The sequence below is a fragment of the Pseudomonas sp. MYb193 genome, assembly GCF_002966775.1.
In the GTDB taxonomy this organism is placed as follows: domain Bacteria; phylum Pseudomonadota; class Gammaproteobacteria; order Pseudomonadales; family Pseudomonadaceae; genus Aquipseudomonas; species Aquipseudomonas paracarnis.
In genome coordinates this window covers 4,328,578-4,348,485 of record NZ_CP023269.1, presented here as the reverse complement: position 1 = coordinate 4,348,485, position 19,908 = coordinate 4,328,578, and the positions used below count along the sequence as shown (strand labels likewise).

17 protein-coding genes are annotated in these 19,908 nt (G+C 60.8%); 10 read left to right on the top strand and 7 right to left on the bottom strand.

The annotated features are described in order from the left end of the window. The first annotated feature begins 5 nt into the window (after nt 1-5). The 7 genes from CLM72_RS19745 to CLM72_RS19715 all read left to right on the top strand — a co-directional run bounded on the left by CLM72_RS19745 (nt 6) and on the right by CLM72_RS19715 (nt 7,789). Complete coding sequence (locus CLM72_RS19745) at nt 6-899, top strand: LysR family transcriptional regulator (protein WP_032895879.1); 894 nt, start codon at nt 6-8, stop codon at nt 897-899. A gap of 7 nt (nt 900-906) precedes the next feature. Then, nucleotides 907-1,506 (top strand): tRNA-uridine aminocarboxypropyltransferase, encoded by a 600-nt coding sequence (locus CLM72_RS19740; RefSeq protein ID WP_105227670.1) that lies wholly within the window; start codon nt 907-909, stop codon nt 1,504-1,506. A 105-nt stretch (nt 1,507-1,611) separates the two neighbouring features. Next, nucleotides 1,612-2,514 (top strand): cysteine synthase CysM, encoded by a 903-nt coding sequence (gene cysM, locus CLM72_RS19735; RefSeq protein WP_034128318.1) that lies wholly within the window; start codon nt 1,612-1,614, stop codon nt 2,512-2,514. Continuing rightward, nucleotides 2,514-3,866, top strand: coding sequence for a 23S rRNA (uracil(1939)-C(5))-methyltransferase RlmD (gene rlmD / locus CLM72_RS19730; RefSeq protein ID WP_105227668.1), 1,353 nt, complete (start codon nt 2,514-2,516; stop codon nt 3,864-3,866). Before cysM ends, rlmD begins: the two co-directional genes overlap by 1 nt. A gap of 121 nt (nt 3,867-3,987) precedes the next feature. Further along, the gene (gene relA, locus CLM72_RS19725) at nt 3,988-6,231 is read left to right on the top strand and encodes a GTP diphosphokinase (protein WP_005790193.1); all 2,244 of its coding nucleotides are present in this window, start codon (nt 3,988-3,990) and stop codon (nt 6,229-6,231) included. A gap of 153 nt (nt 6,232-6,384) precedes the next feature. Further along, nucleotides 6,385-7,218, top strand: coding sequence for a nucleoside triphosphate pyrophosphohydrolase (mazG, locus tag CLM72_RS19720; protein ID WP_105227666.1), 834 nt, complete (start codon nt 6,385-6,387; stop codon nt 7,216-7,218). A 25-nt stretch (nt 7,219-7,243) separates the two neighbouring features. After that, nucleotides 7,244-7,789: a DUF2058 domain-containing protein gene (locus tag CLM72_RS19715; RefSeq protein ID WP_014719402.1), complete on the top strand. Its 546-nt coding sequence runs from the start codon at nt 7,244-7,246 to the stop codon at nt 7,787-7,789. A 66-nt stretch (nt 7,790-7,855) separates the two neighbouring features. Here the strand turns inward: CLM72_RS19715 and CLM72_RS19710 are convergent, their stop codons facing one another. The 7 genes from CLM72_RS19710 to purM form a co-directional block, all read right to left on the bottom strand. After that, nucleotides 7,856-9,976: a TonB-dependent receptor gene (locus tag CLM72_RS19710; RefSeq protein ID WP_105227664.1), complete on the bottom strand. Its 2,121-nt coding sequence runs from the start codon at nt 9,974-9,976 to the stop codon at nt 7,856-7,858. A gap of 2 nt (nt 9,977-9,978) precedes the next feature. Continuing rightward, entirely contained in the window at nt 9,979-11,199 is a 1,221-nt protein-coding gene (locus CLM72_RS19705; RefSeq protein WP_105227663.1) for an MFS transporter, read from the bottom strand. Continuing rightward, a complete protein-coding gene (locus tag CLM72_RS19700) occupies nt 11,189-13,114 on the bottom strand; it encodes an IucA/IucC family siderophore biosynthesis protein (RefSeq protein ID WP_105227661.1) in 1,926 nt (641 codons plus the stop codon). Before CLM72_RS19700 ends, CLM72_RS19705 begins: the two co-directional genes overlap by 11 nt. A 188-nt stretch (nt 13,115-13,302) precedes the next feature. After that, nucleotides 13,303-13,491, bottom strand: coding sequence for a hypothetical protein (locus CLM72_RS19695; RefSeq protein WP_034128323.1), 189 nt, complete (start codon nt 13,489-13,491; stop codon nt 13,303-13,305). Nucleotides 13,492-13,855: 364 nt separating this feature from the next. Continuing rightward, nucleotides 13,856-14,569 (bottom strand): DUF3108 domain-containing protein, encoded by a 714-nt coding sequence (locus CLM72_RS19690; RefSeq protein WP_014719399.1) that lies wholly within the window; start codon nt 14,567-14,569, stop codon nt 13,856-13,858. Between the two features lie 8 nt (nt 14,570-14,577). Further along, the gene (gene purN / locus CLM72_RS19685) at nt 14,578-15,228 is read right to left on the bottom strand and encodes a phosphoribosylglycinamide formyltransferase (protein ID WP_105227660.1); all 651 of its coding nucleotides are present in this window, start codon (nt 15,226-15,228) and stop codon (nt 14,578-14,580) included. Next, nucleotides 15,228-16,286 carry a phosphoribosylformylglycinamidine cyclo-ligase gene (purM, locus tag CLM72_RS19680; RefSeq protein ID WP_014719398.1) on the bottom strand — a complete coding sequence of 353 codons (1,059 nt, stop codon included), beginning with the start codon at nt 16,284-16,286 and terminating at the stop codon, nt 15,228-15,230. Before purM ends, purN begins: the two co-directional genes overlap by 1 nt. A 341-nt stretch (nt 16,287-16,627) precedes the next feature. On the opposite strand from purM, the gene CLM72_RS19675 reads away from it, so the two are divergent. The 3 genes from CLM72_RS19675 (at nt 16,628) to hda (ending at nt 19,706) form a co-directional block, all read left to right on the top strand. After that, nucleotides 16,628-17,668: a DUF2066 domain-containing protein gene (locus CLM72_RS19675; protein ID WP_070415432.1), complete on the top strand. Its 1,041-nt coding sequence runs from the start codon at nt 16,628-16,630 to the stop codon at nt 17,666-17,668. A 55-nt stretch (nt 17,669-17,723) separates the two neighbouring features. Beyond that, entirely contained in the window at nt 17,724-18,797 is a 1,074-nt protein-coding gene (locus CLM72_RS19670; RefSeq protein ID WP_003193054.1) for an AI-2E family transporter, read from the top strand. Nucleotides 18,798-19,001: 204 nt separating this feature from the next. Next, entirely contained in the window at nt 19,002-19,706 is a 705-nt protein-coding gene (gene hda, locus CLM72_RS19665; protein WP_014719395.1) for a DnaA regulatory inactivator Hda, read from the top strand. The last annotated feature ends 202 nt before the right edge of the window (nt 19,707-19,908 follow it).

Genomic DNA, 19,908 nt, shown 5'->3' with positions numbered 1-19,908 from the left:
CCCCCATGGCCAACGCCTTGCCCGACCTGAAACTCCTGCGCATCTTCGTCAGCGTCGTGCGCCACCAAGGGTTTGCCAACGCCCAGCACGAGCTCAACCTGTCGACGTCGGCCATCAGCACCTACATGAGCCAACTCGAGTCAGCCTTGGGCCTGGTGCTGTGCCATCGTGGCCGTGGCGGCTTCAGCCTGACCAGCAAGGGCGAGCTGTTTCATCAGGAAACCCTGCGCCTGTTGGGCGAACTCGAAGGTTTCGAGCAATACGCCGCCGCGTTGAAAGGCGAGTTGCGCGGCACCCTCAAGCTCGGAGTGCTCGACTCCACCGTCAGCGACAAGGCCTTGCCGTTCGCCGAAGTGATTGGCGCCTACAGCCTGGAGCACCCGGCAGTGCATTTGCACCTGTCGGTGATGAGCCCCTACGAATTGCAACTGGGGGTGCAGGACAACCGCCTTGACCTGGCCATCGGTGCGTTTTCCAACCGCATGAGCGGGCTGGTCTACATGCCGCTGTACCGCGAACAGCACTGGTTGTATTGCAGCACCCGGCACCCATTGTTCAACGAGCGGCGCATCCCGGAACAAGTGATCACCCAGCAACGCATGGTCGGGCGAGGTTACTGGAGCCAGGCCGAGCTGGCGCGCCACGGCTTCAAGCACAGCGCTGCCACGGTGGAAAGTATGGAGGCGCAACTGATTCTGGTGCTGTCGGGCGCTTATATTGGCTACCTGCCCGAACACTACGCCCAGGCCTGGGCTGACAAGGGCGACCTGCGCGTTTTGCTGCCGGCCACCTTCGGCTACCAGGCGCCGTTTTCGATGATCATGCGCCGTGGTCGTAGCCGCGAGCCCCTGATCCAGACCTTCCGCGATTTGCTCAAGACCCAGCTCAACCAGGCCTGAACACACCATGTCCCGACCCCATTGCCCGCGCTGCCTGCGCCCGACCACGCACTGCCTCTGTGCGCTGATCCCCCACCTCGACAGCCGCACCCGCGTGTTGCTGTTGCAGCACCCGAGCGAGGTCGGCCATGCACTCAATACTGCGCGGTTGGCGGCGCTGGGCCTGAACAACGCGCAGTTGGTGGTGGGGGAGGTGTTTGATGACCTGGCGACGCTATTGAACCCGCCTGGCTATCGGGCACGCCTATTGTTTCCGGCGGATGACGCCGAGCCGCTGCACGCCTACGCACCTGACGATCAGCCAATGCTGTTGGTGGTTCCCGATGGCACCTGGCGCAAGGCGCGCAAACTGTTGCACCTCAACCCCTTGCTGGCGGCGTTGCCCCGGGTGACATTGGCCGAAGGTGGCGTTTCCCGCTATCGCTTGCGCAAGGCGCCGGGGCCTGGCGCCTTGTCGACGGTCGAAGCGATCACGCAAGCGTTGCAGGTATTGGAAGCGCCGACGTCGTTTGAGCCACTGCTCAAACCCTTTGAAGCGCTGATCGAAGGGCAGATTGCTGCGATGGGCGATGAAGTATTCCAGCGCAACCATGGCGACCCGACATAAACCCGGCTTATGCCTTTAAGCCATAAGCACCACACTTTGCGTGATATGGCCCGCCGGCCTTTCCCGGTATGATGTGCGCCCCGCAGTCTGGATTGCGAATACGCCATGACCTTGCAGTACCCAACAATCGCCGATTGTGTCGGCAACACGCCCCTGGTCCGCTTGCAACGCATGGCGGGTGAAACCAGCAATACCCTGTTGCTCAAACTCGAGGGCAACAACCCGGCCGGCTCGGTCAAAGACCGCCCGGCACTGTCGATGATCGCCCGCGCCGAGTTGCGTGGGCAGATCCAACCCGGCGACACCCTGATCGAAGCCACCTCGGGTAACACCGGGATCGCCCTGGCCATGGCCGCAGCGATCAAGGGTTACAAGATGGTGCTGATCATGCCCGACAACGGCAGTGCCGAGCGCAAGGCGGCGATGACCGCCTATGGCGCCCAGCTGATCCTGGTGACCCAGGAAGAAGGCATGGAAGGCGCCCGCGATCTTGCCGAGCGCATGGCCGCCGAAGGCCGTGGCGTGGTGCTCGATCAGTTCGCCAACGGCGACAACCCCGAGGCGCACTACACCAGCACCGGCCCGGAGATCTGGCGCCAGACCCAGGGCACCATCACTCACTTCGTCAGCTCCATGGGCACCACCGGTACCATCATGGGCAACTCGCGCTACCTCAAGGAGCAGAACCCGGCGATCCAGATCGTCGGCCTGCAACCGATGGAAGGCGCGGCCATCCCGGGTATTCGTCGTTGGCCCGAAGAGTATTTGCCGAAGATCTACAACGCCACGCGGGTAGACCGCATCATCGACATGGCCCAGCGCGAAGCCGAAGACACCACCCGCCGCCTGGCCCGTGAAGAGGGCATCTTTTGCGGCGTGTCCTCCGGTGGCGCCGTGGCCGGTATGTTGCGCTTGTCCAAAGAAGTGGAAAACGCGGTGATCGTCGCGATCATCTGTGACCGAGGCGACCGTTACCTGTCGACCGGCATTTTCGACGAACCCAACTGATGGCCAAGCACGAGAGAGGCCTGCGCTTCCAACCGACGGGCGGCAGCCGGGCCCCACAGATACCCGTGGGCAAGAAACAGCGCCTGACCATCGAGCGCCTGGCCAATGATGGCCGGGGCATCGTGTTCTTTGAAGGCCGCACCTGGTTTGTGAATGGTGCGTTGGCCGGCGAAGAGGTGGAAGCACGGGTGTTGGGCGCCCATGGCAAAGTGGTCGAGGCGCGCACCGAGCGGGTGTTCCAGGCCAGCGAGTTGCGTCGCCCGGCACCCTGCGCCCATGTTGGCCGCTGCGGCGGTTGCAGCGTGCAGCACCTGCCCCATGAAGAACAACTTGCCCTGAAACAGCGCATGCTTGCCGAGCAATTGTCCCGGGTGGCCGGTGTCGAGCCACAGGAGTGGGCAGCGCCGTTGAGCGGGCCGGAGTTCGGTTATCGGCGCCGCGCCCGCGTGGCCGTACGTTGGGACGCCAAGGCGAAGAAACTCGAAGTGGGTTTTCGCGCCGTGGCCAGCCAGGACATCGTCGCTATCGATGATTGCCCGGTGCTGGTACAGGCCTTGCAACCGATCATGCAGCGTTTGCCAACGATGCTGCGTCGCTTGAGCAAACCGCAGGCGTTGGGGCATGTCGAGTTGTTCAGCGGTTCGTCCATCGCCGTGTTGCTGCGGCATATGGCGCCGTTGTCCGAGGCTGACCTGCAGATCCTCAAGGAATTCTGCACCTTCCATGACGCCCAATTGTGGCTGCACGGGGAAGGGCAGCCGGAGCCCGTCGAGCCGGGTCAGGCCCTGGGCTTCCGTTTGGAGGCGTGGGATCTGGAGCTGGCGTACCGGCCGGGCGACTTTGTGCAGGTCAACGCCGGGGTCAACCAGGCGATGGTCGCCCAAGCGCTGCAATGGCTGGCGCCACAAGCCGACGAACGGGTACTGGACCTGTTTTGCGGCCTGGGCAACTTTGCCCTGCCACTGGCTCGCCACGTACGCGAAGTGGTGGCGGTGGAGGGCGTACAGGCCATGGTGGACCGTGCGGCCCTCAATGCCGTCAGCAACCATTTGCATAACGTACAGTTTTTTCAGGCCGATTTGTCCCAGCCTTTGACCGACGCAGAATGGGCCAAACAGGGCTTTTCTGCGGTACTCTTGGACCCACCCCGCGATGGTGCCCTGGAGGTTGTGCGCAAACTTGCAGCCTTGGGGGCCAAGCGCCTGGTGTATGTGTCCTGCAACCCAGCCACGCTGGCGCGGGACACGGTTGAGTTGGTCAAGCAAGGCTACCGGCTAAAGCGTGCCGGGATCCTCGACATGTTTCCGCAGACCGCGCATGTCGAGGCCATGGCGTTATTTGAAGCGGGCTAGGATGCCCGTTTAATCCGACTGGCCTGCGTTCTCCAGGGCCTGAACACTGCCACGGAGCTCGCAGTAAAAGTCGGCGATGATTTTGGCGCATCGAAGGTGCGTCGTAGGGAAGGTAAGCAAGATGGTACAGGTGAGAGCACACCAGCCGATCAACACCGACGGCAGTATCAATCTCGAGGCATGGCTGGATCATGCCGTCAGTGTCGACCCGGCACTGGACCGTGAAGCCTTGAAAGCAGCCTGCGAGTTCGCTCGTGAGTCTGAACAGCAAGACAATGCGGCCAAGAACCTGTGGGCCGAAGGCACTTCAAGTTTTCGCACTGGCCTGGAAATCGCCGAGATCCTCGCCGATCTCAAGCTGGACCAGGATTCGCTGATTGCCGCCGTGCTCTATCGCGGCGTGCGCGAAGGGCATATTCCGTTGGCCACCGTTGGCCAGCGTTTCGGTTCGGTGGTGGCCAAGCTGATCGACGGCGTGCTGCGCATGGCGGCCATCAGCGCCAGCCTCAGCCCGCGCCAGTCGATGGTGTTGGGCACCCAGGGCCAGGTAGAGAACCTGCGCAAAATGCTGGTGGCGATGGTCGACGATGTGCGCGTCGCGCTGATCAAGCTGGCCGAGCGTACTTGCGCGATCCGTGCGGTGAAGACCGCCGATGACGAAAAGCGCAACCGTGTGGCCCGCGAAGTCTTCGACATCTACGCGCCACTGGCTCATCGCCTGGGCATCGGCCACATCAAGTGGGAGCTGGAGGATTTGTCCTTCCGCTACCTGGAACCCGACCAGTACAAACAGATCGCCACGTTGCTGCACGAGCGGCGTCTGGATCGCGAGCGCTTTATCAGCGACGTCATGGGCCAGTTGCGTTCGGAGTTGCAGGCCACCGGCGTGGACGCCGATATCAGCGGCCGCGCCAAGCACATCTATTCCATCTGGCGCAAAATGCAGCGCAAGGGCCTGGCCTTCAGCCAGATCTACGACGTGCGTGCGGTGCGCGTGCTGGTGCCGGAAATGCGCGACTGCTACACCGCGCTGGGTATCGTCCACACGCTGTGGCGGCACATTCCCAAGGAATTCGACGACTACATCGCCAACCCCAAGGAAAACGGCTATCGCTCGCTGCACACGGCGGTAATCGGCCCTGAAGGCAAGGTGCTGGAAGTGCAGATCCGCACCCACGCCATGCACGAAGAAGCCGAGCTGGGGGTGTGTGCGCACTGGCGCTACAAGGGCACCGACGTCAAGGCCGGGTCCAACCAGTACGAAGAGAAAATTTCCTGGCTGCGCCAAGTGCTGGAATGGCACGAGGAGCTCGGCGACATCGGCGGCCTGGCCGAACAACTGCGGGTGGATATCGAGCCGGACCGGGTCTATATCTTCACGCCTGACGGCCACGCCATCGACTTGCCCAAGGGCGCCACGCCGCTGGACTTCGCCTACCGCGTGCACACCGAAATCGGGCATAACTGCCGCGGCGCCAAGATCAATGGGCGCATCGTGCCGCTCAACTACAGCCTGCAAACCGGTGAACAGGTCGAGATCATCACCAGCAAGCACGGCACGCCGAGCCGCGACTGGCTGAACCCGAACCTGGGCTACATCACCACCTCGCGGGCGCGGGCGAAGATCGTCCACTGGTTCAAGCTGCAGGCGCGTGACCAGAACGTCGCCGCTGGCAAGACCTTGCTTGAACGCGAACTGGCGCGCCTGGGCCTGCCTCAGGTGGACTTCGACAAGCTGGCCGAAAAGGCCAACATGAAGATCGCCGAAGACATGTTCGCCGCCCTCGGCGCGGGCGACCTGCGCCTGGCGCAACTGGTCAACCTGGCCCAGCAACTGGTCGAGCCGGAGCGCGGCAACGAACAGCTGGAGCTGATCCCGCGCAAAGCCACTGGCTACAAGCCGGGCAAGCGTGGCGATATCCAGATCCAGGGCGTGGGCAACCTGATGACGCAAATGGCCGGCTGCTGCCAGCCGTTGCCGGGCGACGCCATTGTCGGCTACATCACCCAGGGCCGTGGCGTGAGCATTCACCGCCAGGATTGCGCCTCGGTGCTGCAACTGGGCGGGCGCGAACCGGAGCGGATCATCCAGGTCAGTTGGGGCCCGGTGCCGGTGCTCACTTACCCGGTGGACATCATCATCCGTGCCTACGACCGTTCCGGCTTGCTGCGTGACGTCTCGCAAGTGCTGCTCAACGAGCGGATCAACGTGCTGGCGGTCAACACCCGTTCAAACAAGGAAGACAACACTGCATTGATGTCCCTGACCATCGAGATTCCGGGGTTGGACGCACTGGGACGGTTGCTGGGGCGGATTTCCCAGTTGCCGAACATCATCGAAACCCGGCGTAACCGCACCCCATGATTAGCAGGATGATTGCTCACTGACATGTGGAGTTGTTTTCTGTGGGAGCTGGCTTGCCTGCGATAGCATCACCTCGGTTTAACTGAAGCACCGAGTCGCAAGCATCGCAGGCAAGCCAGCTCCCACATTAGATATTCAGCGGAAAGAGATACGATGTATTCACTCGAAGACCTGCTTCACCTGATGAGCCGCCTGCGCGACCCGCAGTACGGCTGCCCGTGGGACATCAAGCAAACCTACGCGACCATCGTCCCGCACACGCTGGAGGAGGCCTATGAAGTGGCCGACGCCATCGAGCGCGGCGACTTTGACCATCTGCAAGGCGAGCTGGGCGACCTGCTGTTCCAGGTGGTGTATTACAGCCAACTGGCCCGGGAAGAAGGGCGCTTCGAATTTGCCGGCGTGATCGACAGCATCACCCGTAAGTTGATTCGCCGGCATCCTCACGTGTTCCCAACCGGCGACCTGTACGCACCGCTGGATATCCCGCAGTTGAGCGAAGAACAGGTCAAGGAACGCTGGGAGCAGATCAAAGCTGAGGAGCGCGCAGAAAAGTCCGACGCTCCCGAGCAACTCTCCCTGCTCGACGATGTGCCCACCGCCTTACCCTCGTTGTCCCGTGCGGCCAAATTGCAAAAGCGCGCCAGCCAGGTCGGTTTTGACTGGCCGTCCGCGTTGCCGGTGGTGGACAACGTTCGCGAAGAATTGGATGAAGTACTCGAAGCCATGGCCGAAAACGACGCGGTGGCCATCGCCGATGAAGTCGGTGACCTATTGTTTGCCGCGGTCAACCTGGCCCGTCACCTCAAGGTCGACCCGGAAACCGCCTTGCGCGGTGCCAATGCCAAGTTCGAACGACGTTTCCGATTTATCGAACAGGCATTGCGCGATACACACCAACCCATAGAAGATTGCACCCTCGAAGAGTTGGACGCCCTCTGGGGTGAAGCCAAACGTCAGGAAAAGAATGTGTCCAGCTGCGGTTGAGCAGCTGCCTAAGTGAGTAAGCACCATGAGCCTTTCCCTTCGCGACCAGTTGCTCAAAGCAGGTCTGGTCAACCAAAAGCAGGCCAAACAGGTCGGCAAAGAGAAGCAGAAACAGCAGCGCCTGGTCCACAAGGGCCAGGCCGAAGTCGATGATACCCAGGCGCGCCTGGCCGCTGAGGCACACGCCGAGAAGGTCAAGCGTGACCAGGAGCTGAACCGTCAGCAGCAGGAAAAAGCCGAGGCCAAGGCGCGTACTGCCCAGGTCAAGCAACTGATCGAGACCTCGCGCCTGCCCAAGCTGACCACCGAGGACTACTACAACTTCGTCGATGACAAGAAGGTCAAGCGCCTGTCGGTCAACACCTTGATGCGCAACAAGCTGAGCAACGGCTCCCTGGCGATCGTGCACCACGGTGGCGGCTACGAGGTGATCCCACGGGAAGCGGCGCTGAAGATCCAGGAGCGCGCGCCTGAGCGTATCGTGCAGCTCAACATCCTCACCGAAAGCCAGGTGCCGGATGAGGATGATCCGTACGCCGCTTACCAGATCCCTGATGATCTGATGTGGTAAGCCGCTGGAAATGACAAACCCCGCCAAAAGGCGGGGTTTGTGTTTTAAGCGTGCAGCACCAACCGGTTACCAATCCACTGCGTAACTCAGGCTGAAGGTACGACCCTCGGCATTCGGGTACGGTGCGCGAGCATTGGCCTGGGCGAACATGTTCTGGTAGTTGCGGTTGGTGAGGTTGTACACCGCCCCTTCGAGGCGGCCTACCGGTAGCCTTACCGAGCCCAGCAGGTCGACCAGGGTGTAGCCCTGGATATCGCGACCGTTGTTGTCCTTGGCCGCAGCGTCATAATTGGCCAGGCGCATACCCTGCAAGCGCAGGCTGTAGTCGTCACGCTCATAGCCGACAAACGCTGTGGTCTTGGCGGGGGAGATGCGGGTGGCAGGCAGGTCGATCCACTTGCCGTTCTGCTGGGTCTCGCCTTTGGCGTAAGCGTAAGTACCACCGACGGACCATTGGTCGGTGATGTTATAGGTCAGGCCGGTTTCGACGCCACGCACGCGTTCTTTCTGATTGATCAGGCGCAGCACACGATCATTGGCGTCATAGAACTGCGTGACATCCGAGGTGTTTTCGTACGCGGTGACACTGGCCTGCCACTTGTCCCAGTCGCCACGCCAGCCCAGCTCGTAACTGTCGACCTTCAAGGCCTGGGCATTGAGGTCCTGGATATCGTATTTGCTGTTCACGTCACGCAGGAAGCGCTGGATATCCGGCAGGGAAAAGCCCTGGCTGAAGTTGACGAACACGTCCTGGTTTTCGGTCAGGTGATACACCGCCCCGAGGTTATAGAGCGTGTCATCGTATTTGAGCGTGCCGCCGGGCAGTGTCGCGCGGTTGCCGGTCTGGACGATTTCCCCGTACGCGATGCTGTCGGAGACTTTGCTCTCAATCCACTCGCGACGTACACCACCGCGTAAGGTCCAGTCATCGATGTCGTAAGACAGCTGGCCAAAGATGGCTTTGGTGGTGGTCTCGATATCCGGGCCCAGTTCGAACGTGGTACCGGTTTTGCTGTAGCTCAGGCCATTGACCCGGTATTGGTCGCCACGCTGGCGTGAGGTTTCATGGTCGTAGTCCGCGCCCCATACCAGGTTGCCCGTTGCCGGGCCGATGTCCGGCATCTGGGTATCGACCGCTGCACGCAGGCCGTAGACGTCCTGCACGCTGTTGTTGTCTGACACGCCTGCCCGGCCCCGGGACAGGTCGGGGAAGAACAGTGCGTCGGCCCGCCGCCAGTAGCTTTCGATCTGCAGGCCCTGGCCGTAGAAATCCTTGTCGGCGTAGTTGAGGTTGACCGCCTGGTTGTGGGTGTAGGGTTGGTCGCCCAGGTCCAGGCCTTTTACGGCGACTGCGTTGCTGGTGATGCGGGGGTTCTTGGTATAGCGGGTGTCTTGTTCGTCCTTGTAGTCTTGCAGCGACAGGCTGATCTTCTTGTCGTCATCAAGCTCATAGCCGAAGCGACCTTGCAGGTCGTAGGTATCGGTGTCCATGTTGCTGCCCTGGGACGTGTCCTGGGGAATGCGCTTGCCATTACCGTCGAACTGATCGTTGCGCTGCACGGTGTTGCCCGAGAGGTACCAGTCCACCGGGCCTTTGCGCCCGGTGGCGCTTTGGAACGCCTGGTAAGCGAACCCCTTGTGGCTGAGGTTGTTGCCGGCGGTCATGCCGATCTTGCTGCTGAACGCCAGGTCTTCACCTTGGTTGCGTTTGGTGATGATGTTGATGATGCCGCCCGATGCGCCTGCGCCGTAGACACTGCTGGCGCCGGAGATCACTTCGATACGCTCGATGCTTTCCGGTGCCACGCTGTTGAGCTGGCGGAAGTTATCGCGCGTGGCGTTTTGTGAAACCCCGTCGATCAGGATCAGGGTATTGCGCCCGCGAAGCGTCTGGCCGAAGTTGCTCATGCCGCCGCTGGAAGGGGCAATGCCAGGTACCAGTTGGCCGAGGATATCTGCAACCCGACGTCCTGCCCCGGTCTGCTGGCGGATTTGCGCTTCATTGATCACCTGCACTGAGCCTGGAATCTGCGCAATGCTGGTTTCGCTGCGCGTGGCCGATACCACTGTCGCCTGCAGTTGCAGGCTGGTCGGGGCTGCCTGTGTCTGCTCTGTCTGATCGGCCCAGGCAGGGGCACTTATTGCCCCGAGAAGTGGCAGCATTACTGCCCATTGCGATGTGTTCATGATCATGTCTCAGAGTTATTAGAAGTATTGACAGAAAAATCGGATGTCTCAGGCGCTCGCGCAAACGAACGGATGGCGCGGATACTCACGGCGGCCAAGGCGTAGGTCAGTGCGACCAGCCAGAAGCTGTGCGCCAGGCCCACCCATCCCATGCCGATACCACCCAACAGTGCGCCGCACAGTGCACCGGCTTTCGCGGCGCTGTTGCCCATGCCCAGGGCAAAACCCTGCTGGCTGTGCGCTACGGTAGTGGCGATCAGTGTGTAGGCCACGGGCAACAAAGCACCCTGCCACACGCCCCACAGCAGCCGGCTGGCGATGAACCCCGACCATTCACCGGCCAGCGCCGTGCACGCCAGCGTGAGGGCGCAGGCCCACGTGACCCACTCGATGATGCGCAGCGTATGCGCTGGCTGATGTCGATCGAACAGGCGGCCCCACAACGGCGCGGACAGTGCCAGGGTCAAGGCACTTGCGCCATAGCTGGCGCCGATCAGCCACGCGGGCGCGTGCAAAACCTGGGCGACATATAAGGCGTAAAACGGTTGCGGCATCATCCTGGCTGCCTGAATCAATACGATGATCCCCAACATCGCGCCAATCCAGCCTTTGGGGAGTGCGGCAGGCTTGGACGTGCGGGCAGGTCTCGATCGTGGTGAGTCACTGGGTAAAAACGCGCTGATTATCGCGCACAGCAGGCAGACGGCGGTGGCGCTGTAGCACAGCAATGCGAAACCGGATATGTCCATCAACCAGCCGCCCAATACCGGCCCGGCCAGGGAGCCTACAGCGGTGGCTGATTGCAGCCGCGCAAGAATGTGCCCCCGTCCGCCGTCGCCGCAGCAGGCCAGTGCGTAGGCTTGGGCTGCGGCGATGAAACCGGCCAATGCGCCCTGTACCACGCGGATGGCCACCAACCACCACGGGTCAGGCGTAATCGCAGCCAGCGCCTGGCATACCGCCAACGCCAGCAGCGCGCGGATAATCATCAGCTTATGGCCGGTACGGTCGCCGAGTCTTCCCCACAGGGGCGTGAGAATCATCGCTGCCATCATCGGCCCGGCATACACCAGCGACGACAGCAGGCCGGTGTACTGAGCATTTGCAGTGCCCAGCAACTTCTGGATTTGCAGCGGCCAGAACGGGCCGCTCATTTCCATCGCCCCCATCGACACCAACTGAATCACCACCAGCAGCCGCAGCGCTGTGTTGTTAGTCGGCATTGGCGGCCGCGCTCAACGGGTTAGGCAACCGCCCGACGATATCGGCATGACTCTCCAGCAGGCGCATGCGCATGAACGACTTGGCCGGCCATGCTTGCTCCAGCAGTGCTTCGCGCTCGGTGGCCCAGCGCTGCGGATCAACCTGCGAGCGCAGGTCGTCAAAACACTGGCTGACCTGAGCCGACAGTTCATTCCAGAGCAGCGCCTGGGGGATGTCGAAGTGGCGCGCGGCAAGCAGGATGAGCTCGCCAAGATGGCACATGAATACGGTGTGCAGCAGCTTGTCCCGTACGAAACCCGCGTCGTCGTACAGCGTCATCTTCGGGTCGTGCAGTTCAATGTCCAGGCCGTGGGCGTGCAAGGTCTTGCGGTCGATTCGGATATCGCCGAAGTCGCGCAACAGAAGGCGGCTCAATTGTCCGTCTGCGGCCATCACCATGAAGGAGTTCTGTTGATGGGCCTCAAAAGCGATGCCGTAGCGCAAATACATGCCCAGCAGTGCCGGCACACTGATCGCCGCGTAATCATGGAAGAAGGCGAGCATGGCCGCCGCGTCATCCTTGCCTTGGCTCAGGCGCACCCATTGGCGCAGCAGCGGCTGGCCGTGGTGATCAATGGCAAACAGGCTGCCCACAGGCACGGCCATTTCGTCCGGCTGGAGCTGGCTCTGGGGATTGTCGCGATAGAGCACCGCCAAGTGGCGGGAGTGCTCGTCATTGGCCGGTTGTGGCTGGAAATGCACACCGATCCGCTCGGGAACGATGTTCAGGCATTTTTGAATCGCAGGCTCGCGTTCCAGGATGCTCAGCAGCAGATGGCTGATCCGTGGGCCCATGCGCGCTGAACGCGGCGATACGGTGCGCTGTACGCTGGTCAGGCGCAGTGACACGGGCAGTTTGACCATCGGTGCATCGCGACGGCCTTCAGGCAACACGGTTCTGAATGACATGGTGGGGTGGGCGGTAAACGCGACGATATCGGTCAGCACCAGCAGTTTGTCGCCGATTTCGTTGGCGAACAGTTGAGGCAACTCCTGGCGTGCCTGCCAAGGGTGGGCAGGCAACGGCAGATAATCGTCTGCTTCAAGGCCTTGTGTTTGAAGTGTGGTGGTTAATTGCTGCGCCGCGTGCGGAAAGTGATTGCTCCACCACTGCCAGTAATCTGCCGTCCCGGCCAACGTTTCGACATGGGCAAACTGGCGATGCAGCGCGCACAGCAGCACCGGGAAGCGTGCTTCGAACTCTGGCGAATAGTCGATGACTTGTGCGGTATTCAGGCCCAGCTTGGTCTTGTAGTTGGGGTGCCATGGGTGACCCAATGTTCCCCACTGTTCAAGCACGGAAGTTGGGTTGATAACGCTCGGGCTGTTCTTGAGATGACTCAGCAGGTTGTCTTGATGCACCGGGTCCATTGACGCATGCAGCTTGAGCGTCCATTGCTCATGGAAGGCGAGGCACAAGGTGTCGTTGATGAAGCTGTCGTCGATCTCTACGTTGAGGCGGTTGAGCACTTCCCGGTCGGCAGGCGACTCGAGGCTGGCGTTAAGCAACGTCAACAACTGCGATGGGAACTGGATTTTCTGTTCGGGCTGGCCTTCGCGCAACAGGATGACTTCGCCACGCAGGTCCCAGCTTGCCATGCGGCCAGGGTGCAAATGTTCGAAACGCAATCGGGCCTGGCAAGCCAGTGTCAGCGAGCAATGCCCATGTTCGTCATAGAGGAGAGTGCTGGGGTCCAGCAGGCTTTCACGAAACAATGCTTGGATCAGGCGTTGGAAGCTACGTTCGGCGGCGGGGGCCAGCGTATTGATCAAGGCGTCGAGGCCGATGTGGCTGGCCTGAAATTGCGCGGTGGCAAGCGCTTCGCTCCAGCGTTCCAGCAACGTGTTTTCCGGCTTCCTGCTATTTCCGTGCATCAAATTGATTCCCTAATCGTGAGCCTGAATGAAAGGCGCACGAATGATATCGAGAATCATTATTTGTGTGTGCTTTTGTTACATTAATTTATACCGAATCTTTGACAAAAAAACCGCGCTCGAATGGCGCGGTTTTTGATGTAGACGGCCCGGCTGCGTGGGCCGGGCGTCAACATGATTTCAGAGCTTCAGGAGCTTTTTGCCTGGCGTTGCAATTCGAGAGTTTCGAGCTCGTTTTTATAATTGTTGGCGTCGCTCTCGTTGTGAAACATGCCGACCAATACGTCTTGCTGATGGACATCCCAGATGTGAATCCCGTGGCCTACTGCTTCGTGGGACATATGTTCATCGTCGCGTTCAGTTACTTTTACAGTCATCTGCTTGCTCCAATCTCTGGTTGATCTGCGGCAAGGCGTCGCAGGCCTCTGTTATATGATCTGTTAGCTTGCTAAGTAAACTGATTTTGCGCGCAATAATTCATTGCGGGGAATGCAACAATGCTGCAGGCCACGTAAACCAAGGCATTGCGTCGCCATCGCAGCGGCTTTATGACAAAAGTTTCATGTTCAGGTCGGCTAGGTTGACCTCGGCACCGCTATCGCAGGCAAGCCAGCTCCCACCTTGGAATGCATTCCAAGGTGGGAGCTGGCTTGCCTGCGATAGCGGGAGTGGCGTCCCCTAAAAATCCCAGGCAAAAAAAAGCCCCGCATTCAGCGAGGCTCTTGTCCGGTGCATCAGCAATCAGCTGCCTTTGACGGCCTTACCGTCAACAGTGCCATCTTGCAGCATGATGTTGTACTCCTTGCCGTCAGTCTCAACCTGACGCAGGGCAACCAGAATGCCGCCCTGGTCCTTGGCAAACCACATCTGTGTGATGCGCTTGCTCTGCGACGGGTCGCGCACGCGCTCGACCTTGATCGCGTCGATCGAACCGACCTTGGTCTGGACCTTTTCCGAGCCAATCACGCGGAAGTCGTAGGTATCGGTATCAGTACCCTCAACCACGCGGTAGCTCATGCTCTTCTTGCCCGCGGCAACATCGCGTTGCAGAGCAAGTTGGTAGGTGGACTTGTCGAGCATGCCGCTTTCGAGCGTGACATTGACCGGGTCTTTGTTTTCAAAGCCGGTGACTTTCTTGGCGCTCTGGTCGAAGTCCAGATTGATCTTCTTCGCCTTGCCCAGGCCGCCGCGTTCGAAGCTGTAGCTCTTGGGTTGCAGGGTGTCCTTGTCGAACAGGATCACACTGGTTTCGGTCAGGCTGGCAATCATCATCGAGGCCTTGAAATTCAAGGTCCAGGTACCGTCGCCATTCTTGCTCAGGCTGCGTTCAGCCGAACCGCTCATGGGCAGTTGTTTCCAGTCGGCGGTGTAGCTGACGGAGAAGGGGTGAAGGTCTGCCGCTTGTACGGCAGGCAAAGCGAACAGCGCAAAAGCGAAAAGCAGGGCGCGACGCATAAAATCTCCTAGGTTCGAATCAAGTGGCCGCTGGCCGCGAGTAACTGGCCGTCCAATAATGCACCCTGGTCGCCAAGAATCAACCGTCCTTCGGCAAACCAGCGAACGGCCAGCGGGTAAATCCTGTGTTCCTGGGTATGAACCCGTTGCGCAAGCGTCTGCGCCGAGTCGCCTGACTCTACCGGAACCACTGCCTGTACGACCAGAGGCCCGCCATCGAGTTCCTCGGTCACAAAGTGCACGCTGCAGCCATGTTCACGGTCGCCGGCGTCGAGCGCGCGCTGGTGGGTGTGCATGCCTTTGTACTTGGGCAGCAGGGAGGGGTGGATATTGAGCAGGCGCCCTTCGTAGTGCCGGACGAAATCTGCGCTGAGGATGCGCATGAAACCGGCAAGGACAACAAGTTTTGGGTTGAAGGCGTCGATCAGTTCGATCAAGGCGCTGTCGAAGGCCTCGCGACCGTCGAACGCCTTGTGATCCAGGGCACGGGTGTCGATACCCGCGTCCCGGGCGCGTTGCAGGCCGTAGGCGTCGCTGCGGTTGGAAATCACCGCAGCGATGCGCACCGGGCTGTTGCCGGTGCGCGTGCTGTCGATCAGGGCCTGCAAGTTACTGCCGGTGCCGGAAAGCAGCACCACGACATCACAGGTCTGGGGCATCAGTGAGCCTTGAGGTTCTTCAGTTCAACCTGGGCTGCACCTTCGGCAGCAGTGGCGATCTGGCCAATGACCCAAGGTTGTTCGCCGGCTTCACGCAGCACGTTCAGCGCGGTTTCAACGTGTTCCTGCGCGACGCAGATCACCATGCCTACGCCGCAGTTCAGCACGCGGTGCATTTCGGTTTCGTTGACGTTGCCTTTTTCCTGCAGCCAATCGAAGACTGCCGGGCGCTGCCAGCTGGCCACGTCGACAATCGCCTGGGCACCTTTTGGCAGGACGCGCGGGATGTTGTCCAGCAGGCCGCCACCGGTGATGTGGGCCATGGCCTTGACGGCGCCGGTGTCCTTGATCAGCTTGAGCAGTGGCTTGACGTAGATGCGGGTCGGCGCCATCAGCAGGTCGGTGAGTGGCTTGCCGTCGAGCTGGATGTTCTCGATGTCGGCGCCGGACACTTCGATGATCTTGCGGATCAGCGAGTAGCCGTTGGAGTGCGGGCCGGACGATGGCAGGGCGAGCAGGGCGTCGCCAGCAGCTACTTTGGAGCCGTCGATGATCTCGGCTTTTTCCACCACACCCACGCAGAAGCCGGCCAGGTCGTAGTCTTCGCCTTCGTACATGCCTGGCATTTCAGCAGTTTCACCGCCGACCAGGGAGCAACCCGACAGTTCGCAGCCGGCGCCGATGCCGGTCACGACCTGGGTCGCGGTCTCGACATTGAGCTTGCCGGTGGCGTAGTAGTCGAGGAAGAACAGCGGCTCGGCGCCGCACACCACCAGGTCGTTGACGCACATGGCGACCAGGTCGATGCCAATGCTGTCGTGCTTGTTCAGGTTCAGGGCCAGGCGTAGCTTGGTGCCTACGCCGTCGGTGCCGGACACCAGTACAGGCTGCTTGTAGCCGGCCGGGATTTCGCAGAGGGCGCCAAAACCGCCCAGGCCACCCATGACTTCAGGGCGCGCAGTGCGCTTGGCGACGCTCTTGATGCGTTCGACCAATGCTTCACCGGCGTCGATGTCTACACCGGCGTCCTTGTAGCTCAGGGAGGGTTGCTTGCTCATGATCCAGGCCTTTAGGGGGGATTTCTGGGTAACGACCGGGCGGGCGGGGGCTTTTGGAAAGGGCCCTGCCGTTGACGGTCTGCGAAGGCGCGCGATTTTATCAGGCTTGAGGGGCAGCGGCCATCCTCGGGCCGACGGGCAGGGCATATGAGTTCAAAAAAATGCAAATCGGGCCGGTAATCGTGCGTATTAAGGTATAGCCTTGAACTCGCTAGCGTTATGACAGTATGAAAACTTACCGGGACCCTGTGAATGTTTTACCGGTCGCTGTGTCACAGCCTTGCCAAGCCGAGATCACGCGGTCTGTTCCAACCGCTAAATTTGTCGTTCGGGAATCTTCCATGCGTCTGTGTAAATTCTTCTTTGTAGGCTGCTTGTCGTTGGTCAGCCTGGCGAGTCATGCCGAAACCCTCAATGGCCTCTATCAAGTACTTGAACCGGTCAGCAGCCAGTCGCCCCAAGAGCGCGACCAGGCCACCCAGCGTGCCGTGCAGACCCTGGTGATCCGCCTGACCGGCGACGCCAAGGCCGCCGATGGCCCAGGCCTGGCGGCGATCCGCAAAGACCCGCAACAAATCATCAGCCAGTACGGCTACGACGCCGGCCCGCCCGAAAGCCTGCAAGTGGACTTCGACCCGGTCAGCACCGACCGCGCCTTGCGTGATGCCGGCCTGTCGATCTGGGGCAGCAACCGGCCGTCGATCCTGGGTTGGTGGCTGAACGATTCAACTGAAGGCAGCAGCCTGGTCGGCGATGGCCAGGCCGTTGCCCAGGCCCTGCGCAGGGCCGCGCAACACCGGGGTCTGCCGCTGCGCCTGCCGCTGGGAGACCTGGATGAACAGGTAGTCGCCACCGCGCCGAATCTTGAAAGCCCCGACGCCACGCCTTTGCGCGCAGCCTCCGAGCGTTACGGTGCCGATGCTTTGCTGGCGGTGCATGCGCGCCAGGAAGGCAGTCAATGGCAGGCCAAATGGCGCCTGTGGCTGGGCGACAAGGCTGAGGAGGGCACCGCCCAAGGCGCTGACACTGCCGCGCTCGCCGATGCGGTATTGCTGGCGGTCAGCCAAAAGCTGGCGCCACGCTTTGCGGTCAAGCCGGGCGTGAGCACTGAGCAACTGCTTGAAGTGCAAGGCATGAACCTGGAGCGCTACGCCGCCCTGGGTCGTTTGCTGGAGCCCTTTGGCGGCCAGCCGCAGTGGGTGGATGGCAACCGGATTGTGTATCGCGTCAATGGCAGCGCCGAACAATTGCGCACCCAATTGAGCCTGGCCAAGCTGCAGGAAATTCCTGCTGGCGAAGCCCCGGCCCAGCCAGCCGTGATCGATGGCACGCAACCGGCTGTTGCACCTGAGCCCCAGGCGCAACTGCGTTTTCGTTGGTAACTAGTGGTCCTCCTTCTATATAGAAGAAGGGCGTAAAAAACAGATGGAGTGGTTTATGGCGGATACGCGTCGTTGGGTGTGGCTTGGCGGGATTGTCCTGCTGTGCGTTTTTGTGTTCTTGCTGCATTCGATCCTGACGCCGTTTCTGGTGGCGCTGCTGCTCGCCTATCTGTTCGATCCCGTGGTGGATCGCTTGGAAAAAGTCGGCATGTCGCGCACCTGGGGCGTGATCACGGTGTTTGCGCTGTTCACGTTGATCATCACGGCGCTGGTGTTGATATTGGTGCCGATGTTGGCCAAGCAACTGTTTCGCCTCTATGAGCTGGCGCCGCAGATGCTCGACTGGTTGCAGCACACGGCAATGCCGTGGGCCCAGTCCAAGTTCGGGCTGGCGGATGGCTTCTGGAAGTTCGACAAGGTCAAGGCAGCTATCAGCGAGCATATGGACAAGACCACCGATATCGTCACGGTGGTGCTCAGCCAGGCGACTGCGTCGAGCCTGGCGCTGATCGGCTGGTTGACCAACCTGGTGCTGATCCCGGTGGTGGCGTTCTACCTGCTGCGAGACTGGGACATCATGATGGCCAAGATCCGCAGCCTGCTGCCCCGCGACCGGGAAGAGCGCGTTGTTTCCCTGGCAGCGGAGTGTCATGAGGTACTGGGCGCGTTCGTGCGTGGCCAGTTGCTGGTGATGCTGGCCCTGGGGGTGATTTATGCTGCCGGCCTGATGGCGATCGGCCTGGAGCTGGGGCTGTTGATCGGCTTGATCGCGGGCCTGGCGGCCATCGTGCCCTACATGGGCTTTGTGATCGGCATCGGTGCGGCGCTGGTGGCCGGGCTGTTCCAGTTCGGCGGCGACCTGTACCCGATGCTGGGGATTGTCGCAGTGTTCATGGTGGGCCAGGCCTTGGAAGGCATGGTGCTGACGCCACTGCTGGTGGGCGATCGGATCGGCCTGCACCCTGTGGCAGTAATCTTTGCGATTTTGGCGGGTGGCGAGCTGTTCGGCTTTACCGGCATCCTGTTGGCGCTGCCGGTGGCGGCGGTGATCATGGTGCTGGTGCGCCATGTGCACGACCTGTACAAGGATTCGGACGTGTATACCGGGGTGGATGAGCCCGAGTTGTAATCGCGGTGTCACAAACCCGGCCCTGGCCGGGTTTGTTGTTTCTGTCGCCGGGTGCGTCAAACAATCTGCGTAAAACCGCCGGGTTAACGCAAACCTTTGATTTTGCTTGTGGTCTGCTGCATTGTGCACCCGGCGTCACGGGTATAAACTTTGCAAACTTTACATAGAGGCCACTAACGGTTCGATGGGAGCCGTTCAGTCAGCATGAAACCGATTCAGCTGCCCCTAGGTGTGCGTCTGCGTGATGACGCTACCTTTATCAACTACTACCCAGGCGCCAATGCCGCTGCACTCGGCTATGTGGAGCGGCTTTGCGAAGCCGACGCCGGGTGGACTGAAAGCCTGATCTATCTGTGGGGCAAGCATGGCGTGGGGCGTACCCACCTGCTGCAGGCCGCATGCCTGCGTTTCGAGCAGACGGGCGAGCCGGCGGTCTACCTGCCCTTGGCCGAGTTGATGGACCGCGGGATCGGCATCTTCGATAACCTTGAGCAATATGAACTGGTGTGTCTCGACGACCTGCAGGCAGTGGCCGGCAAGCCGGAGTGGGAAGAGGCGCTGTTTCATCTGTTCAACCGCCTGCGCGACAGCGGCCGGCGCTTGCTGATCGCCGCGTCCACCTCGCCGCGTGAACTGCCGGTGAAGCTGGCAGACCTCAAGTCGCGCCTGACCCTGGCGTTGATCTTCCAGATGCGTCCGTTATCCGATGAGGACAAGCTGCGTGCGCTGCAACTGCGCGCTTCCCGTCGTGGCCTGCACCTGACCGACGAAGTCGGGCACTTTATCCTCACCCGTGGCACCCGCAGCATGAGCGCGCTGTTCGATTTGCTTGAGCAACTCGACCAGGCTTCCCTGCAGGCACAAAGAAAATTGACGATCCCTTTCCTGAAAGAAACCTTGGGCTGGTAAGGTCTTGATTTTCCGTGTGTCGGCATTTTCAAGGCGTCAGAAAACCTGCGTTTGAGCCCGAAGGGCTACGCAACTGAAGCGATAAATGGAATCACGGCTTAGATGGCATAGTCGAAACGATAAGTCACATAGATCACGATTGAATTTGCAAATCGATGTGATAGAGGGCATAGTCTCGGCTTCTTTACACATCAGCCACGGT

Bases quoted from the DNA above. Each gene is read 5' to 3' on its own strand.
- cysM (WP_034128318.1), top strand. From the start codon at position 1,612: ATGACCTTGCAGTACCCAACAATCGCCGATTGTGTCGGCAACACGCCC.
- CLM72_RS19670 (WP_003193054.1), top strand. From the start codon at position 17,724: ATGGCGGATACGCGTCGTTGGGTGTGGCTTGGCGGGATTGTCCTGCTG.
- CLM72_RS19715 (WP_014719402.1), top strand. From the start codon at position 7,244: ATGAGCCTTTCCCTTCGCGACCAGTTGCTCAAAGCAGGTCTGGTCAAC.
- CLM72_RS19745 (WP_032895879.1), top strand. From the start codon at position 6: ATGGCCAACGCCTTGCCCGACCTGAAACTCCTGCGCATCTTCGTCAGC.
- CLM72_RS19675 (WP_070415432.1), top strand. From the start codon at position 16,628: ATGCGTCTGTGTAAATTCTTCTTTGTAGGCTGCTTGTCGTTGGTCAGC.
- mazG (WP_105227666.1), top strand. From the start codon at position 6,385: ATGTATTCACTCGAAGACCTGCTTCACCTGATGAGCCGCCTGCGCGAC.
- rlmD (WP_105227668.1), top strand. From the start codon at position 2,514: ATGGCCAAGCACGAGAGAGGCCTGCGCTTCCAACCGACGGGCGGCAGC.
- CLM72_RS19700 (WP_105227661.1), bottom strand. From the start codon at position 13,114: ATGCACGGAAATAGCAGGAAGCCGGAAAACACGTTGCTGGAACGCTGG.
- CLM72_RS19740 (WP_105227670.1), top strand. From the start codon at position 907: ATGTCCCGACCCCATTGCCCGCGCTGCCTGCGCCCGACCACGCACTGC.
- hda (WP_014719395.1), top strand. From the start codon at position 19,002: ATGAAACCGATTCAGCTGCCCCTAGGTGTGCGTCTGCGTGATGACGCT.
- relA (WP_005790193.1), top strand. From the start codon at position 3,988: ATGGTACAGGTGAGAGCACACCAGCCGATCAACACCGACGGCAGTATC.
- CLM72_RS19705 (WP_105227663.1), bottom strand. From the start codon at position 11,199: ATGCCGACTAACAACACAGCGCTGCGGCTGCTGGTGGTGATTCAGTTG.
- CLM72_RS19690 (WP_014719399.1), bottom strand. From the start codon at position 14,569: ATGCGTCGCGCCCTGCTTTTCGCTTTTGCGCTGTTCGCTTTGCCTGCC.
- CLM72_RS19695 (WP_034128323.1), bottom strand. From the start codon at position 13,491: ATGACTGTAAAAGTAACTGAACGCGACGATGAACATATGTCCCACGAA.
- purM (WP_014719398.1), bottom strand. From the start codon at position 16,286: ATGAGCAAGCAACCCTCCCTGAGCTACAAGGACGCCGGTGTAGACATC.
- purN (WP_105227660.1), bottom strand. From the start codon at position 15,228: ATGCCCCAGACCTGTGATGTCGTGGTGCTGCTTTCCGGCACCGGCAGT.
- CLM72_RS19710 (WP_105227664.1), bottom strand. From the start codon at position 9,976: ATGAACACATCGCAATGGGCAGTAATGCTGCCACTTCTCGGGGCAATA.